Raw genomic sequence first — 17,094 nt, 5'->3', positions numbered from 1 at the left:
GAGTATAGCGATATGGATATTGTTTCAAGATTACTGCTTGATATACAAGGTGAATATAAAATCCCTTCCATCATTTTTTTATTAGCTATTATTATCATTTTTTGGGGGTGGAAGTATTATGAGAATAAAAGAGCTAATAGTAATGACAAAAGTCTAAAGATAACAGCAGGAGAAAAATCTAATAATATTCAATTGAATGAGGGTAACTATATTGATGGTTCAAATCGGATTGCTAGCTCTTCTGCGGCAGATACTTATAATTTTCAAGGCTCTATAATTCAATTGGGGCCTTCCGAAGATGCAATAAAAGCTCTTTGTAGAGAACTAATGGCTGATAATTTTACTAAATTAAGAGATGAAGCATTACAAACTGTAAATGATAGAGTTGATGAATTTATTACATTATTTTTACCAATTGTTGATATAAAGAGCTCATTACATGTTAAGAATCTAAAAAATCCTTCAATGCAGAATGCAATTTATTTGGCGCAACGTGCATATGTGTTAAATGGTGAACTTAATCAGGCGTATTTAATAGAGTTATTACAAGAAAAATTAAATACTAATGATAATGAGTTAAAACAAATACTATTATCTGAAGCTATAGATAAACTTGGGTTGATAACATCAAATCAAATAGAAGCATTAAGAATATTATTAGAGATGACTTTTATGAGACCAAAAAATAGTGATTTAGAAAGTATTATAAGTTATTATGAAAAAGTGATTAATGATTTAAAACTTTTGAGCATTACCAATATGGATATAGCTCATTTGTTGTATACCGGATGTGTTTTTAGTTATGGAGTAGGAATTACAGCTTTTTCTGGTTTCTTGGAAACTACTATAGAAAGCAATAATATAAAATTGAATGATGATAATGATTATGAGAGTTATGTCGCTGGAAATCCTGGATTAAAAGAAATGGAGATAATATGGAACAACCATCCTTTAAGTCATTTATCCCTAAATAGTGTAGGTAGAATTATAGCATTATCACAATGGAATCTGAAAAATAAAGATAATAAATTTAATTATGATTGTTTATTTTAAAAGGTATATAAAGTTAAGGTGGACTTGGTTTTGGTTGTTTTACTAAAATCAAGTACCACCTTTTTTGAATTAGTACTTTACATATTAGCGTCTTATATGTTGTTTCTAAAATATGAATCGTTATATAATAATATTATCAGATTTGTATTTTTCGATATAATCAATGAAAGGAGTACAACATGTCAAATTTTATCACTCCTAAAGAATTATTAGCTTGTCTCGATGAAGTCATCATTTTAGATGCTCGAGGGTATCAAGATTATAAAAAGGGCCATATTAAGGGTTCTTATGCGGTGGATTTGGATAAGGATTTAACCGGTCCTTTGGGCGAGCATGGTGGTCGTCATCCGTTGCCAGACATGGAACGATTGGCTCATACCTTTGAGTCTTATGGCATTACTCGCAACTCCAAGGTTGTAGTATATGATTCTTGGCTATTTTTAGCGGGCCGTCTTTGGTGGACGCTACGCTACATGGGTTTAACTGATGTACGTGTATTGTCTGGTGGTGTTGAACGTTGGGTTAGAGAGGGCCATCTTTTAACTAAAGAGCCTACTCCATTACCTGCTGAACCATCTATCTTTAACTACGAGTTGCAAACGCATATGGTTATGAGCCGTGATGAGGTTCTCAAGGCTAGTGAAAGCGGAGATCATGTTATCATTGATGCTCGTGCGCCATTCCGCTATGATGGATCTCAAGTAGATACGATGGATGGCATGACAGGCCATATCCCTGGCGCTGTTAATCACTTTTTTGAAAGCGGTTATACTGTAGATGGTCCTAAGTCTTTGAAAGACTTAGAGGCTGAGTATTACAACGAAATTTACCAAAATCGACCAGTTGTAACGTACTGTGGCTCTGGTGTAACGGCTTGTAATGCGTTGTTAACCATGAGCGAAGTAGGCCTTGAGTCTGCTTTATATGTTGGTAGTTCTAGTGACTGGGTAACCTATGAAGGCTTCCCACTTAATACTGGCGTAGAAACATTAAACTAATATAGGAGGGCAAATGAATCTTTTAAAACAACTATTAACGGTCGTTGCCTTTGGCTATATGTGTTATCATATCTATACCTTTGGACCAGGTATGTTTAATGTAACAGTATTGGTGATTCTTATCTTGTCAACAATGGCTAATTATTTCCGTGAAAAACGTGAAAGCGACCTTAAGGCCAACGAAAACGCTCGTAAGGCTCGTGCTGAAGCAAGACATGCTAAGAAACATAAAAAGCAGTAATATCGCTAATATATAATCTTTAGATTAGCTTACATTAAGCAAATACTTTGCTTATATTTTATGTGAAAGAGACTTTTACCAAGTTACATACGGTGAATACTATTAGATTGATGCGAATGATCGCAAAGGAGTAAGAATTGAAATTAATTTCTTGGAATGTAAACGGCCTCCGCGCCGCTGTAACAAAGGGATTTATGGAATCCTTTAACGAATTAGATGCTGATATTTTTTGTTTGCAAGAAACTAAATTACAACCTGACCAAATTTCTTTAGAGCTGCCAGGGTATGAGCAATATTGGAATAGCGCTGTGAAAAAGGGTTATAGTGGTACTGCCGTATTCACGCGCGTTAAGCCTTTGTCTGTAACTAACGGTATCGGCATTGAAGAGCATGATCAAGAGGGCCGTGTTATCACTGCTGAATACGATAATTTCTATTTAGTATGCTGCTACACACCTAATAGCCAACGAGAATTGGCACGCCTTGACTATCGTATGACTTGGGAAGATGCGTTCCGTAATTATTTGCTTGAACTAGATAAGAAGAAACCAGTGATTCTTTGCGGTGATTTGAACGTAGCTCATCAGGAAATAGACCTTAAGAACCCTAAGACAAACCGTAAAAATGCGGGCTTCTCCGATGAAGAACGTGCTAAAATGACTGAGCTCTTAGGTGCAGGCTTTACAGATACATTCCGCCATCTCTATCCAGATGCGATTGAAGAATACAGCTGGTGGTCCTACATGGGGAAAGCTCGTGAACGAAATACAGGATGGAGAATTGACTATTTCATCACATCTAAACGTCTTGACGATAAAATCCAAGAAGCTAAGATTTACCAACAAATCTTTGGCTCTGATCACTGTCCAGTAGAATTGGTTATTGATCTATAAAATTTCAGCGAATGTAAATGCGCAGCCTCATCTACGGATGAGGCTGTTGTAATAGCGTTAGGACTTTTACTATCGAAATACATATATTGTTGAAATATATATCTATGTTTGTATTCTTTATTGTTCGAGATATTTTGAAAACTGTTATTCAGAATAAGGAGATAATATGGCTCAAAAACAAAAGGCCGTCGTTCTTTTTAGCGGTGGCGTAGATAGTACTACTTGTTTGGCCCTTGCCATTGAACGATTTGACAAAGATAATGTAGTGCCCTTATCGATTCAATATGGTCAAAAACATAGTAAAGAATTAGAAGCTGCCGTAGCTATTTTAGAGTACTATGGTATGGAAGGTAAAACGATGGATGTTACCAAGCTATTTGCCTTTAGTAACTGCTCTTTATTAACACAATCTAGTGAAGACATTCCGCAAGGTTCCTACAAAGAACAACAAGATTTAGAAGGGGAAGGTACGGTGAGCACTTATGTACCGTTTAGAAATGGTCTATTCCTATCTGCGGCAGCATCCTTGGCTTTATCTCTAGACTGTGGCTATATCTACTACGGTGCTCACAGTGATGATGCGGCTGGCAATGCATACCCTGACTGTACAGAACACTTCTACAAATCCATGGGCGACGCCATCTTTGAAGGATCCGGTAAAGAATGCTCCTTAGAAGCACCATTCATTAACCACAATAAAGCAGACATCGTAAAAGAAGGCCTACGCCTCGGAGTACCATACCACTTAACCTGGTCCTGCTATGAAGGCGGAGACAAACCATGCGGACACTGCGGTACCTGCATCGACAGAGCTAAAGCCTTCCACGCAAACGGAGTCGAAGACCCTGCACTATAACTCCCATAAACTGGCTTAGACAAGTTGTGGGCAGGCTGTAAGATAATATAGTGTAGATATTAAATAATACATAGAAGTATATTGATTTAAAGTGGCCTTTTGAGTCACTACATAACTGTAATGTTGATTTGCTAAATTCGAAGTGGAAGAAAATACCTTTTCAAAGAGCGACTTTGGCAGGTCGAGGCCCTCGGCCGATGACCGGTTCGCCAGTGGAGCGATGAGGAAAGGTATTTTCTGACACCCCATCCTTGCCAATATTGCACTGATAGTAGTTACTGTCACAGGCCACTTTAATTTTCCCGTGACTTGTAAATATCGAAAATATATGATAATATAAGCGCACAACTAAATAAGACAGTTTGAAACCATCCTGTCTCTAAACAAAACTACGGAAATTCATAAGCATTTATAGCATGGTAGTTTTGCCATGCTTTTTTTTATTTTGAGGAGGTGAGTGTTATGATTTCTACACGCAAATTGACTATTTCTGCCATGGTTGTGGCATTGTACATCGTTGTCTTGTATGTAACGCAAAGCGTTTCCTTCGGGGCTTATCAAATTCGTATAGCAACATCATTATATGCACTTGCTTATGCCTTTCCGTTCTTGGTGATTCCCATGGGGATTGGCAACCTCATTTCTAACTTCCTATTCGGTGGTCTTGGCATCTTTGATATGATGGGAGGCTTTGGTGTGGGCGTATTGACGACTGGCATCATCGTAGGAATGCGCAAGCTTGGCCTCAGCGCTTGGTGGGTAATACTTCCAATCGTCTTTGTGCCTGCATTATGTGTTCCATTGTGGCTCAGCCCATTACTTGGGCTACCGTACTGGCCATTAGTGTTGAATCTTATCGTTGGTCAAACTATTCCAGCTATTCTTGGTTTTGTATTGGTGAAAGCTTTAATCAGTCGTCCTAGCATGGCAGCTTTGTTAGGTGCTTTCAAATAAAACTAATAATAAGTAGTTTGCTAATAAAACTAAGTAAGTAATTGAACATCTTTAGATCTTTCAACTGGGACTTGCAGGTAAATAAAAAGGTTTATAGGCAAACAAAAAGGCGTAAGCTCAAATCGAGCTTACGCCTTTTTTATGGCTAAAATGTATGGAGGTATAGGAGTTTAGCAATTATAGCCACGCCATCTAGTTTCAACTACGAGGCGTTCAAGAGCAACCATGTACGCTGCTTGACGAGGAGGTACATTGTATTTATGTTGCATTTCCCAAACAGCTTCGAAGCTATTTTGCATATTCTTAGTTAATCTTTCATTAACTTCTTCTTCAGTCCAGTAGAAGCTTGCTTTATTTTGTACCCATTCATAGTAGGATACAACTACGCCGCCGCCGTTAGCAAGAACGTCAGGGATGATGTCGATGCCTTTTTCATAGAAGTATTTATCCGCATCATTAGTAGTAGGGCCATTAGCGCCTTCCAAGATGATCTTAGCTTGGATATTTTCCATGTTGTCTTTGTTTAATTGGTTTTCAAGGGCTGCCATGTATAATACATCAACTGGTTGAGCCAATAACTCTTGAGGTCCAATTGTAGTCATGCCTGGTTCGCTGTAACCTTCGAGGGAACGACCATGGGAGTTAGCATATTCGTATGCTTTTTCAACATCGAGACCGTTAGGATTGTAGATGTTAACGCTTACGTCGCCGATAGCCACAACCTTTGCACCTGCTTGTGCAATGAGACGAGCACCTACGGAACCTACGTTACCAAAGCCTTGAACTGCTACCGTAAGGTTTTTGATATCCAAGTTTTTCTTAGCGAGGTAGCTTTGCAATGCAATGAGGCAACCGCGACCAGTCGCTTCATTACGGCCTAAGGAACCGCCAACTTCAATAGGTTTACCTGTAACGATACCTGGGCTCCATTCGCCTTTTAATGTGCTGTATTCGTCAGCAATCCAGCTCATGATTTGAGCATTTGTATTTACGTCTGGTGCAGGAACGTCTGTATTAACACCGATGATAGGTGCAATACGGCGTACGAAGTTACGAGTTAAGCGCTCTAATTCACGAGGATTTAAAGTTTTTGGATCGACTTTGATGCCCCCTTTACCACCGCCATAAGGAATGTTAGCGATAGCGTTTTTAATAGTCATCCAAGCCGCAAGTGCACGCACTTCGTTTTCATCAGAATCCGGATGGAAGCGAAGACCGCCTTTAGCACTACCACGCAATGTGGAATGTTGGCAACGATAACCTTCGTATACACGAACTTCACCATTGTCGAGTTGAAGAGGAACCGCTACTTTTAGTTCCCGTTCTGGGTGACGTAACACTTCGTATTCACTACGAGTATAGCCGAGCTTTTCAGCTGCTACGTCTAACGTATTTAACATGTTTTCATATGGGTTATAACCGCTCATAATTACCTCCTGGATAATAGAGTAAATTAATAGTTTAATTAGTGCTAATTTTATCGCATACTTAAGTATTCGACATGGTAAACAGAATACCCTTTATATTTTCATAAATATATTCTATAGTTTTTGACCGTTGAAAGTTGTAAAAATATAGATAATTACTATGATCTTTATCACAGTACAATCTGCTAGTGAACGATATTTTTATCTATGAAAATGGATACTTTTACAAAAAAAATAAAGATCTATATTCTGAACAATATAGACCTTTATGTATGTACTAATAAACTATTTTAAAGATTATACGAAAAAGACTGGTGAAATATACTTTCACCAGCCTCATACGTCGATATATTTTATTTTTCCACAGTATCTTCAATCGGAGTAGGAGGTACGGAGGAGTCTGTTGTTTGACCATCACCCCACCATACGATGCCGTACGTGTGATTTAGAATAGAACGGTTAAATACTGGCGTTTCAATACCTGCCTTACGTTGTTTAATATAGTCATCAAGAGCAAGACCTGCTGTGCGCCCCATACGTACGATGGAACTTACGTTAGTTAATACTAAGAAAGCCATAAATAAATCGGCTAGATTCCATACAAGATCTAGAGAGGCAATAGAGCCCACAAATGTCATAAGAATTACGCCGATACGGAACAAATGTAGGTAGAATCGTTTATTTGTTAAGTGGCTAATATTGATTTCACCGTAGTAATAGTTACCAATTAAGGAGCTAAAGGAGAACATAACGATGAAAATGGCTACGGCTGTAGGAGCCCAAGAACCAAGCTGTTGAGCTAGGTTATGTTGTACAAGAGCAATACCTGTTAGACCTGTAGTGCTGTAATCACCCACGATGAGTACGATGAAAGCAGAAGCTGTACAAATGATGAAAGTATCAAGAAATACGCCGAATGCTTGTACAAGCCCTTGTTCCACAGGGTGGTTAACAGCTGCAGTAGCGGCTGCGTTTGGAACAGAACCCTCACCGGCTTCGTTAGAGAAGAGCCCCCGTTTGATACCATTCATGACAGTCGCACCTAATAAGCCACCACCTGCTGCAACAGGCTCAAACGCGGAGGAGAAAATAGTATAGATTACATGTGGGAATTGAGTGATATTCATAATTACCACGAATAATGCAGTAGCAATGTATAGAATCGCCATGATAGGAACGATGATTTCAGATGCTTTTGCAACGCGGTTGATACCACCAAAAATGATAATGCCAAGAAGGACTGCTACTACGGCACCTGTATAGGATACATCAAGGTTGAAAACCTGGAGAGATGCAGCCAATGTATTGGCTTGTACAGAATTGTAAATCCAACCATATGTAATACTGATTAAGATAGCGAATAGAACAGATAATGCTTTATTGTTTAGACCATAGCGAATGTAGTAAGCTGGTCCACCGTAGAAACCGCCTTTAGCAACAGGTTCTTTGTAGATTTGTGCTAATGTAGATTCGATGAAGCCAGTGGCAGCACCGATAAGTGCGATAACCCACATCCAGAAAATGGCACCAGGGCCACCAAGTACAACGGCAATAGCTATACCTGCGATATTACCAACACCTACACGAGATGCGGTACTGACACAGAATGCTTGGAATGAGGATACATGATTTTTTTCTGTAGAACTACCTGCGCCGTTAATTACGAGGCGAATCATTTCTTTAATCATGCGAATTTGTACAAAATTCGTTGTCATCGTAAAGAAGAGACCTGCACCGATGAGAATAAAAATGATGAAATAACTCCATAAATAACCGTTTATGGTAGATATAGCATCATTGAGCATTGCTTCCATAAAAACTCCCTTTCCTATAAAAAATTCATATAATAATCAATGATATTGTATCAATTTCTATAGACTATGTAAAACAAAAATCCTTCACAAATAGGAAGGATTTTTACTTTATATAATATTTTTGTAGGATGTTTTTTATGCTTTAGTAAATTCTTGCGATTCTTCCATTCCTTGCAACAAGGTTTGTTCGGAATGTTCCATGTGAATTCGAGCTAGTTTTCGAGCTTGCGCTGCATTGTGAGAGGCAATGGCTTCTACTAATTGGCGATGCTCCTCCCAAGTTTTTCTAAGTCGACCTGGTTGGTTCATAGAAAAACTGCGGAAGCGGTAGGTTTGCTCTCGCAAGTTGTGAACGATGTCTGCTAATCTTTCGTTACGAGAAGCGCGGTAGAGGACTTCGTGGAACTCTACATCCGCAGCGACGACGGATTCCATATTTTTGTTTTCCATATGATCGCCGATTTCTACGAGCATTCTCTCTAAGGTTTCGATTTCCTCTTCCGTGATGCGTTCTGCCGCAAGGCCTGCAGCAAGTTCTTCAAGGGCAGAGCGGATTTCAAATACTTGAGTGATATCCTTTAAAGAAATATTGGCAACGTAAGTGCCGCGGCGAGGAACCATAACGACAAAGCCTTCTAGTTCCAGTTTGCGTATGGCTTCACGAATTGGGGTACGACTTACGCCCAACTCTTCGGCGAGAGGGATTTCCATAAGACGTTCCCCGGGTTTTAACACTCCATCTTGGATGGCTTGGCGCAATGTTTCACTTACAACTTCTCTTAGTGGTTTATACGCATCGAGTCGTATAGGTTGTAACCGTTTTGTCATACTAAGTCCTCCTGTGTACATGTTTTAGTAATGAGTGATAGCCAATCGTGATCAGCTGCTTTAATCTCCTCTTGCAACTGCAAGGCTTCCATTGGTTTGTTGAGTAATACCACCATTGTAGGACCGCTTCCTGTCATGATAGTTGAGTAACCACGACTAGTGAAGAACTCCTTACATATTGGTAGTTCGTCGTAATCTGGGAATAATAATTCCTCGAAGGTATTAGCGCTACTGGTGAAAGCAGATTGTAAATCATTATTCTTAAGATGATTCAGAACGGTATCGATTGTTTTTGTGGTGGCTTTAGATTTACCGCTGAAACGACCATAAGCAACCGCTGTAGAAATAGATACCTTTGGCTTTACTAATAATAGCCAATGTGCTTCTGGCGATTGACTATAGGTTAACACTTCACCACGACCTGTTCCGCGAGCTGTACCACCTTGTAGTAGGAACGGTACATCAGATCCGAGTGAGGTACCGATGTTTAAAAGTTCCTCTTGCGTAAGACGTAAGTCCCAAAAATGGTTGAGACCTAATAACATGGCCGCTGCGTCTGCACTACCGCCACCAAGACCCGCTTGTATAGGAACGCGTTTTAATAGGTGGATGGCGGCACCGGCTTTACAACCCGTATAGGCCTGTATGGCGCGTAAAGCTTTGAGTGCGAGATTATCTTCTCCATAGCTTACGAGCTTTTGCATGTAATCGGGCAATTCGGGAGCGCCACCAGAAAATACTACGGAATGATGCTTAGCGAAATAAATAGAATCACTAAGGCGAATCGATTGAAATATGGAATCGATGTTGTGGTATCCATCGTCACGCTTATCTGTAATAGCAAGCCCAATATTAATTTTGCTGCAACCAAGTTGCTCAAAACTTTTACTCATAATAGCCTCGTTTGTAATGTACAAATTATATGCAGTTAATATGTTTATTTTATACTGTTATAAAGTGATTGAAAATAACCATTAAGTGGTTTATGATGATTTTGTATATACCTGTTGTTTGATTATTAAAAGCATTGTAAACAGCGTATGTTTTAATTAGTTCATTATAGAATATTTATAGTGAAATGGCAATTTGGAGGGAGCTATGTTCGCCAAGTATAAAGATGTTGTCTATCAATGTGTCATAGTTGCTATTGGTTGTGCAATTTTTGGTGCTGGTCTAGACGCCTTTGTACTACCTCATAAACTGGTTAGTACTGGTATTAGTGGGGTAGGATTGATTCTGTATTATCTAACGGGATTATCTGTTGGTTCTTGGAACGTTATTTTGAACGTCCCTATCTTTTGGGCTGCTTGGAAGTGGCTTGGCAAACGTGTTGTACTTAATACCTTGTATGGCACGCTCATGCTATCGTGGATGATTGATCTGTTTAGTTTCTTACAATATGACATGATTATTAAGGATCCGCTACTCAGTTCTATGATGGCGGGTATCACAACTGGACTGGGGCTTGGTATCGTCTACCGTGTAGGTGGTAATACAGGTGGCCTTGATCCAATTGCACTTATCGTTCGCAAATATTATGGCCTTCAAATGGGATCTATTAATAGTGCCATCAACTGTGCTATCCTCTTAGTTGCTGTCGGCGTTGTTGGACTTGAAGCGGTAGCCGTAACTCTTATCAGTGTGTATGTATATACTATTATTACAAATAAGGTGGTAATTGGTTTTAATCAACGCAAAGTTGCTTTTATTATTACCTATCGGACTGATGAAGTATGTGAATGTATCATTAATAAAGTCGGTCGTGGCGCTACTATTATCAATGGCATTGGCGCTTATACTCGGACGCCTAAGCAGATTGTGATGGTTGCAGTTAACTTGCTGCAGGTAAATAAATTGAAAGAGGTTATTCAAGAAGCGGACCCAAATGTGTTTATTTTGATTACTGATGCTCAAGAGGTTATCGGTCAAGGTTTTACTCAACCTATTGTTCCTGCGGAAATATCTAATCAGCTAAAATCACAAGATATAACTACCGAAGCGAACAATAATGTTGTAATAGATGAAAATAGTTGTAACAGATAAAAATAAAGAATTATGATAAAATCTCTGGCTGTTGTCATCTTATATTAATTATGTGTAAATATAATATTTTATGAATGATACATACATTTTGAAAATAATTTAATGTAATTGATCGAATATCAAGGTTGTAAAATGAGAGGGCTTGCCCTCAAGATAAGATTAGAGGTTTCTATGACTCACAAATTAGCAGGTACGCCTGTACAAGAACAAGATATTATCGATGTGCAAACCCTTGTGGATGCCTATTTTGATAATGCTCCGGATATTACAGATCCGACACAACTCGTATCCTTTGGTACATCTGGCCATCGCGGTACTTCTTTAAATGGTACTTTTACAGATTTACATGTGGCCGCTATTACACAGGCTATTTGTGATGGCCGTGGCCAATTCGGCGCTACAGGTCCGATTTTTGTCGGTCAAGATACACATGCTTTATCTCAGCCAGCCCTTGTAACAATTCTAGAGGTTCTTGCTGGCAATGGCGTAACGGCAATGGTTGATTCCGATATGGATTTCGTGCCGACACCATCTATATCTCGTGCCATTATTCGTTATAATGAAAGCCACGATGACAAAGCGGATGGTATCGTGATTACGCCATCTCATAATCCTCCAGATAATGGTGGTATCAAGTATAACGCTACTAATGGTGGTCCGGCGGATACTCTTGTTACAAAATGGATTGAAACTCGAGCTAATGAATATGTTCGTGCATATTGTGAACTAGAAGGGTTTAAACGTATTAGCATCGACAATATTGAACCTGATCAACAAGTTCCGTATGACTATAAAGGCCTGTATGTTGAAGAACTGTCTTCTATCATTAATATGGAGGCAATACAAAGTGCAAAACCTAAGGTTCTCGTTAATGCCCTTGGTGGTAGTGGACTAGGTTATTGGCAAGCTATTAAAGAGCGCTATAATCTCAATATGGATATTATCAATGATGAATATGATCCTACCTTTAGCTTTATGACGTATGACCATGATGGTAAGGTCCGCATGGATTGTTCCTCAGAATACGCTATGGCCGATGTTATTAAGCAAATAGGTAATTACGATTTGGCTGTTGGTAACGATCCCGATTACGATCGTTATGGTATTGTTAGTGCAGAAGGGCTTGCTTCACCAAATGCATTCCTCGTAGCTGCTGCTGATTATCTATTCACAACTCGTGGTTGGAAGGATAAAGGGGTAGGTAAAACGGTTGTTTGTACAACCATGATTGATAAGTGGGCATCCGTTAAAGAAATTCCCGTGTATGAAGTTCCAGTAGGCTTTAAATACTTTAGCTCTCTATTATTCGATGGGGAAATTGGCATTGGAGGCGAAGAATCTGCTGGGGCATCCTTTCTCAAAAAAGATGGTACAGTATGGACCACAGATAAAGACGGCATGGTAATGGCTCTCTTAGCGATGGAGATGTACGCTGTAATGGGCGCCACTGTTGAGAGACTGTATAACAATATTGTGGAAGGCTGTGGAGATCCTCGATTTGGTCGTATTGATGCGGCTTGTACAAAGGAGGCCAAGGCTAAGTTGAAACAGTTAAATGCTAGCTCTATTACAGCTACAGAGGTCGATGGTGATGCTATTACGAATGTACGCACGACATCCTTGTACAAGGATATGCCTATCGATGGTGTTCGTGTAGAAACAGAAACAGGCTGGTTTGTAGCACGTCCATCTGGTACTGAAGATTTATATAAAATTTATGGTGAAAGCTATAAAGGGGACAAAGGTCTTATCGCATTGTTAACTGCTGGTGAAGAGATTGTAACAAGTGCTTTGTCTGACGAAGTGTAACATGTTGTTTTCACTAGAAAACTCATAAAGATTTCACTCATGAAAAATAATAAATGTGTTATAATATATTAATATAGTTTATTGAATGCCTTATATGAATGCCCTATACTGGCTATATAGTTTGTAGTGCTTAGAGAAGGTGATGTTATGAAATTAGTTGTTACCGTTGTCGGCGTAGACCGCGTTGGTATCATTGCTGGGGTTAGTACCGTGCTCGCTAACTACGGTGTAAATATTATGTCCATTAATCAGACCATCCTTGATGGCGTTTTCAATATGATTATGATGTGTGAAACCAAGTCTGAAGATATGAAAAATCTTACAGCTATCCAAGCGGCTTTAACGACTCAAGGTAAAGAACTAGGTGTTGAAATCCGTGCACAACATGCTGATATTTTCTTGAGCATGCACCGTGTAGGATAGGAGGCACTTATGTTATCTATCGACAATATTTTAGAAACGAATCAGATGATTCATGATAACAAGCTTGATGTGCGTACTATTACGATGGGGATCAGCTTGCTCGAATGCGCATCTAGTTCTGGTAAAGAGTTGTGTGACCGTATTTATGACCGTATTACAAAAGAGGCAGAACACCTTGTATCTACGGGTGAAAATATTGAACGCGAGTTTGGAATCCCTATTATCAACAAGCGTATTTCTGTAACACCTATTTCTCTTGTAGCAGGTGGTAGTGATTTAACATCCTATGTTCCTGTGGCGGAAGCTATGGATCGTGCTGCAAAAACTGTAGGTGTTAATTTTATCGGCGGCTTTTCTGCGCTTGTAACAAAGGGCGCTACACGAGCTGATCGTATTTTGATTGACTCTATTCCTGAAGCGCTGGCAACTACGGATATTGTTTGTAGCTCTGTTGCGGTGGGTTCAACTAAAACTGGTATCAACATGGACGCAGTGCGCGATATGGGTATCATCGTTAAGAGAACCGCAGAACTTACAAAGAATAATGATGCTCTTGGTTGTGCTAAACTCGTTATTTTCTGTAATCCTGTAGAGGATAATCCGTTTATGGCGGGTGCTTTCTTCGGGGTAACAGAAGGGGATAGTGCTATTTCTGTGGGTGTATCTGGCCCGGGTGTTGTAAAACATGCGCTTGAATCCGTTCGAGGACAATCCTTTGACGTTGTAGCAGAAACGATTAAACGTACTGCTTTCAAAATCACGCGCGTAGGTCAATTGGTAGCGCAAGAGGCATCTCGTCGTCTTGGTAAACCATTTGGTATTATCGATTTATCTTTGGCGCCAACACCAGCTGTAGGTGACTCTGTAGCTCATGTTCTTGAAGAAATGGGCTTGTCCTCTTGTGGGTGTCATGGCACTACAGCAGCACTAGCATTACTTAATGATGCGGTGAAAAAAGGTGGTCTTATGGCTTCCTCTCACGTAGGTGGGCTTAGTGGTGCATTCATTCCTGTCTCAGAAGATGCAGGCATGATTGATGCTGTATCCTGTGGCAGTTTGACGCTTGATAAATTAGAGGCCATGACATGTGTATGTTCTGTAGGTCTTGATATGATTGCTATTCCTGGTGACACTACTGCTGATACCATTTCTGCTATCATTGCAGATGAATCAGCAATTGGTATGATTAATAATAAGACAACTGCGGTTCGTGTAATTCCTGTACCTGGTAAGACTGTTGGAGAGGTTGTCGAGTTTGGTGGATTATTAGGCTATGCTCCTATTATTGAAGTGAGTCCATATAGTGCAGCCGAGTTCATTGCCCGTGGTGGAAGAATTCCTGCTCCTATTCGTAGCTTAACGAATTAATCCGTTTTTACAACCTACTTGTTGGAGGTGTCTTATGAGTGAATATGTGCTCGATTATGTGTGGGCCTTTGCACTAGCGCTCATCATAACCTTTGCACTTACCCCATTGGTAAAACGCTTTGCCGTTGCTGTTGGGGCAATAGATAAGCCTGATGCTCGAAAGGTGCATCATGGTGCGATTCCACGACTTGGTGGATTAGCAATCTTTCTCGGTTATGTGGGATCGGTTCTTTTTAACAATTCTATCCCGCATGATCATAAATTGTTTGGGTTTGTCCTTGGTACGGTCATTTTGGTGCTAGTTGGTATTTGGGACGACATTAAACAAATTGAGCCAAAAACTAAGTTAATGGGACAAATTATAGCAGCTGCTATTCTGGTGGCTTATGATATTCGAGTAGACTTCATTAACCTTCCTTGGGGGGGTGTAGTATATCTCAAGTATTGGGCTATTCCATTGACTATTTTCTGGATAGTTGGTTTTACAAATATTGTAAACCTAATTGATGGACTTGATGGCTTGGCTGCAGGTATTTCCTTTATCGCATGTATCGCTGTTTGTGCGATGACTTTGCAACTTGGTCAAACCGACCTCGCTTGTATTTCTCTTGCCTTGGCAGGTGCAACGGTAGGCTTCTTACGGTATAACTTTAACCCTGCAAAGATCTTTATGGGTGATACGGGCTCTATGCTTCTCGGCTATACATTAGCGGCTATTTCTGTTATGGGGGCTGTAAAGACAGCTGCTATGATTGCTTTAGTGGTACCTGCCATTGTGTTAGGCTTGCCTATTTTGGACACCTTATTTGCCATTGTGCGCCGTAAAATCAGTGGACGTCCCATCTTTAAACCTGATAAAGGTCATGTTCACCATCGCTTATTGGCACAAGGATTAACACAAAAGCAAGCTGTATTGTTGATGTATGCAGTAACAGCTCTTTTCGGTGGTGTATCTGTTATCGTTGCAGAGGTTAATGCTTGGGTCGGTGCGACCTTAGTATTAGTAATTTTCTTGTGTAGTATCTATATTGCACGACGCCTTGGTGTTATCATGCATAGTGATGCGGCAGGGCATCCGTTACCACGTCCTACAATTGAACGCAGCGACTCGGATGATACCATATCCTTTGATCGCGATGAATTGGCTAAAGCTTTGGAGAATACTGATGATTCTCATAAGGAATAACCATCTGTGGGGTGCTTGGCGCCCCATTTTTTCTATCCTACTACGTTGGAGGCAACTATGTTAAAAGTTATGACAATCTTTGGTACAAGACCTGAGGCTATCAAGATGGCTCCTCTTGTAAAAGCGTTACAAGCAGCACCAGATATGGAACCTATCGTAACCGTTACGGCACAGCATCGAGATATGCTCGATCAAGTACTAAACTTGTTTAATATTACCCCAGACTATGATTTAAATATTATGAGTCAAGGTCAAACACTATATGATGTAACTAATCGTGCTTTGATGGGCCTTAAAGATGTATTAGAAGAAGCAAAACCTGATGTGGTACTCGTTCATGGTGATACTACAACTACCTTTGCTGGGGCCTTGGCTTCTTTCTACCAAGAAATTCCTGTAGGTCACGTGGAAGCAGGATTACGGACAGGTGATATTTACTCTCCGTTCCCTGAAGAGATGAATCGCAAATTGACGGGCTCTATTGCGACGTATCACTTTGCGCCTACTTCTAGTTCTGAAAGCAATTTAAAAAAAGAAAATATTAATACAGAACATCTTTATGTAACGGGTAATACTGTTATTGATGCTCTTGATACGACGGTGCAAGACAACTATGTATTCGATGATGCAGCTATTAATGCTCTTGATTCTGAAAAACGCACGGTCCTTGTTACCACACATCGTCGAGAAAACTTAGGCGAACCTATGCGTCATGTATATCAAGCTATTCGAGATTTAATTAATGAATTTGAAGATATTCAAGTTGTTTTCCCTGTACATAAGAATCCTAAGGTTCGACAAGTTGTACAAGAAGAACTTGGTTCTGTAGAACGTATTACATTAATTGACCCTCTTGATTATGAACCATTTGCTAATTTAATGGCTAAATCTTATTTGATTTTGACTGATTCAGGTGGAATTCAAGAGGAAGCCCCAGCTCTTGGTAAACCAGTTCTTGTATTGCGCGATACAACGGAACGCCCTGAAGCTGTTGAAGCTGGTACAGTTCGTCTAGTAGGTACTAATAAAGATGCAGTACACGCAGCGGCTCATGAATTGTTGAGCAACGCAGAGGCTTATAAATTGATGTCTAACTCCGTCAATCCTTATGGTGATGGGAAAGCATCTGAACGTATTATCCAAGCATTGCGACATGAATTCTTAGGTGATGCGCGTCGTCCTGAACGTTTTGGTAAATAAT

The 17,094-nt window shown here is 39.9% G+C and carries 16 protein-coding genes; 12 read left to right on the top strand and 4 right to left on the bottom strand.

Annotated features, from left to right (window positions below):
* The first annotated feature begins 12 nt into the window (after nucleotides 1-12).
* From DWV85_RS04175 to DWV85_RS04150, 6 genes are all read left to right on the top strand, one after another.
* Nucleotides 13-1,053, top strand: coding sequence for an LPO_1073/Vpar_1526 family protein (locus DWV85_RS04175; RefSeq protein ID WP_123138090.1), 1,041 nt, complete (start codon nucleotides 13-15; stop codon nucleotides 1,051-1,053).
* Between the two features lie 179 nt (nucleotides 1,054-1,232).
* The gene (locus DWV85_RS04170; RefSeq protein ID WP_123138089.1) at nucleotides 1,233-2,051 is read left to right on the top strand and encodes a sulfurtransferase; all 819 of its coding nucleotides are present in this window, start codon (nucleotides 1,233-1,235) and stop codon (nucleotides 2,049-2,051) included.
* A 13-nt stretch (nucleotides 2,052-2,064) separates the two neighbouring features.
* Nucleotides 2,065-2,292 (top strand): hypothetical protein, encoded by a 228-nt coding sequence (locus tag DWV85_RS04165; RefSeq protein ID WP_123138088.1) that lies wholly within the window; start codon nucleotides 2,065-2,067, stop codon nucleotides 2,290-2,292.
* A gap of 137 nt (nucleotides 2,293-2,429) precedes the next feature.
* Nucleotides 2,430-3,185: an exodeoxyribonuclease III gene (locus tag DWV85_RS04160; RefSeq protein WP_123138087.1), complete on the top strand. Its 756-nt coding sequence runs from the start codon at nucleotides 2,430-2,432 to the stop codon at nucleotides 3,183-3,185.
* A gap of 166 nt (nucleotides 3,186-3,351) precedes the next feature.
* A complete protein-coding gene (gene queC, locus DWV85_RS04155; protein WP_123138086.1) occupies nucleotides 3,352-4,041 on the top strand; it encodes a 7-cyano-7-deazaguanine synthase QueC in 690 nt (229 codons plus the stop codon).
* Nucleotides 4,042-4,503: 462 nt separating this feature from the next.
* Entirely contained in the window at nucleotides 4,504-4,995 is a 492-nt protein-coding gene (locus DWV85_RS04150) for a QueT transporter family protein (protein WP_123138085.1), read from the top strand.
* Nucleotides 4,996-5,165: 170 nt separating this feature from the next.
* Here the strand turns inward: DWV85_RS04150 and DWV85_RS04145 are convergent, their stop codons facing one another.
* From DWV85_RS04145 to ispE, 4 genes are all read right to left on the bottom strand, one after another.
* A complete protein-coding gene (locus tag DWV85_RS04145; protein ID WP_004695052.1) occupies nucleotides 5,166-6,422 on the bottom strand; it encodes a Glu/Leu/Phe/Val dehydrogenase in 1,257 nt (418 codons plus the stop codon).
* 353 nt (nucleotides 6,423-6,775) lie between these two features.
* Nucleotides 6,776-8,236 (bottom strand): alanine/glycine:cation symporter family protein, encoded by a 1,461-nt coding sequence (locus DWV85_RS04140; protein WP_004697527.1) that lies wholly within the window; start codon nucleotides 8,234-8,236, stop codon nucleotides 6,776-6,778.
* Nucleotides 8,237-8,371: 135 nt separating this feature from the next.
* Entirely contained in the window at nucleotides 8,372-9,064 is a 693-nt protein-coding gene (locus DWV85_RS04135) for a GntR family transcriptional regulator (protein ID WP_004697535.1), read from the bottom strand.
* The gene (gene ispE, locus DWV85_RS04130) at nucleotides 9,061-9,957 is read right to left on the bottom strand and encodes a 4-(cytidine 5'-diphospho)-2-C-methyl-D-erythritol kinase (protein WP_123138084.1); all 897 of its coding nucleotides are present in this window, start codon (nucleotides 9,955-9,957) and stop codon (nucleotides 9,061-9,063) included. Before ispE ends, DWV85_RS04135 begins: the two co-directional genes overlap by 4 nt.
* A 205-nt stretch (nucleotides 9,958-10,162) precedes the next feature.
* On the opposite strand from ispE, the gene DWV85_RS04125 reads away from it, so the two are divergent.
* The 6 genes from DWV85_RS04125 to wecB all read left to right on the top strand — a co-directional run bounded on the left by DWV85_RS04125 (nucleotide 10,163) and on the right by wecB (nucleotide 17,093).
* Entirely contained in the window at nucleotides 10,163-11,107 is a 945-nt protein-coding gene (locus DWV85_RS04125) for a YitT family protein (protein WP_123138083.1), read from the top strand.
* A gap of 171 nt (nucleotides 11,108-11,278) precedes the next feature.
* On the top strand, nucleotides 11,279-12,916 hold the full coding sequence (locus tag DWV85_RS04120) for a phosphoglucomutase (protein WP_123138082.1): 1,638 nt from the start codon (nucleotides 11,279-11,281) through the stop codon (nucleotides 12,914-12,916).
* Nucleotides 12,917-13,063: 147 nt separating this feature from the next.
* A complete protein-coding gene (locus DWV85_RS04115) occupies nucleotides 13,064-13,339 on the top strand; it encodes an ACT domain-containing protein (RefSeq protein WP_012864794.1) in 276 nt (91 codons plus the stop codon).
* A 9-nt stretch (nucleotides 13,340-13,348) separates the two neighbouring features.
* Nucleotides 13,349-14,707 (top strand): PFL family protein, encoded by a 1,359-nt coding sequence (locus tag DWV85_RS04110; protein ID WP_123138081.1) that lies wholly within the window; start codon nucleotides 13,349-13,351, stop codon nucleotides 14,705-14,707.
* A 34-nt stretch (nucleotides 14,708-14,741) separates the two neighbouring features.
* Nucleotides 14,742-15,893 carry an MraY family glycosyltransferase gene (locus tag DWV85_RS04105; protein WP_123138080.1) on the top strand — a complete coding sequence of 384 codons (1,152 nt, stop codon included), beginning with the start codon at nucleotides 14,742-14,744 and terminating at the stop codon, nucleotides 15,891-15,893.
* 57 nt (nucleotides 15,894-15,950) lie between these two features.
* Nucleotides 15,951-17,093 (top strand): UDP-N-acetylglucosamine 2-epimerase (non-hydrolyzing), encoded by a 1,143-nt coding sequence (gene wecB, locus DWV85_RS04100; protein WP_123138079.1) that lies wholly within the window; start codon nucleotides 15,951-15,953, stop codon nucleotides 17,091-17,093.
* Nucleotide 17,094 lies beyond the last annotated feature (1 nt).

Origin of the sequence: Veillonella sp. AF13-2 (assembly GCF_003603295.1) — a bacterium.
In the GTDB taxonomy this organism is placed as follows: domain Bacteria; phylum Bacillota; class Negativicutes; order Veillonellales; family Veillonellaceae; genus Veillonella; species Veillonella parvula_E.
Note: the sequence above shows the minus strand (reverse complement) of the source record. Positions and strands in the feature narration are given on the sequence as shown.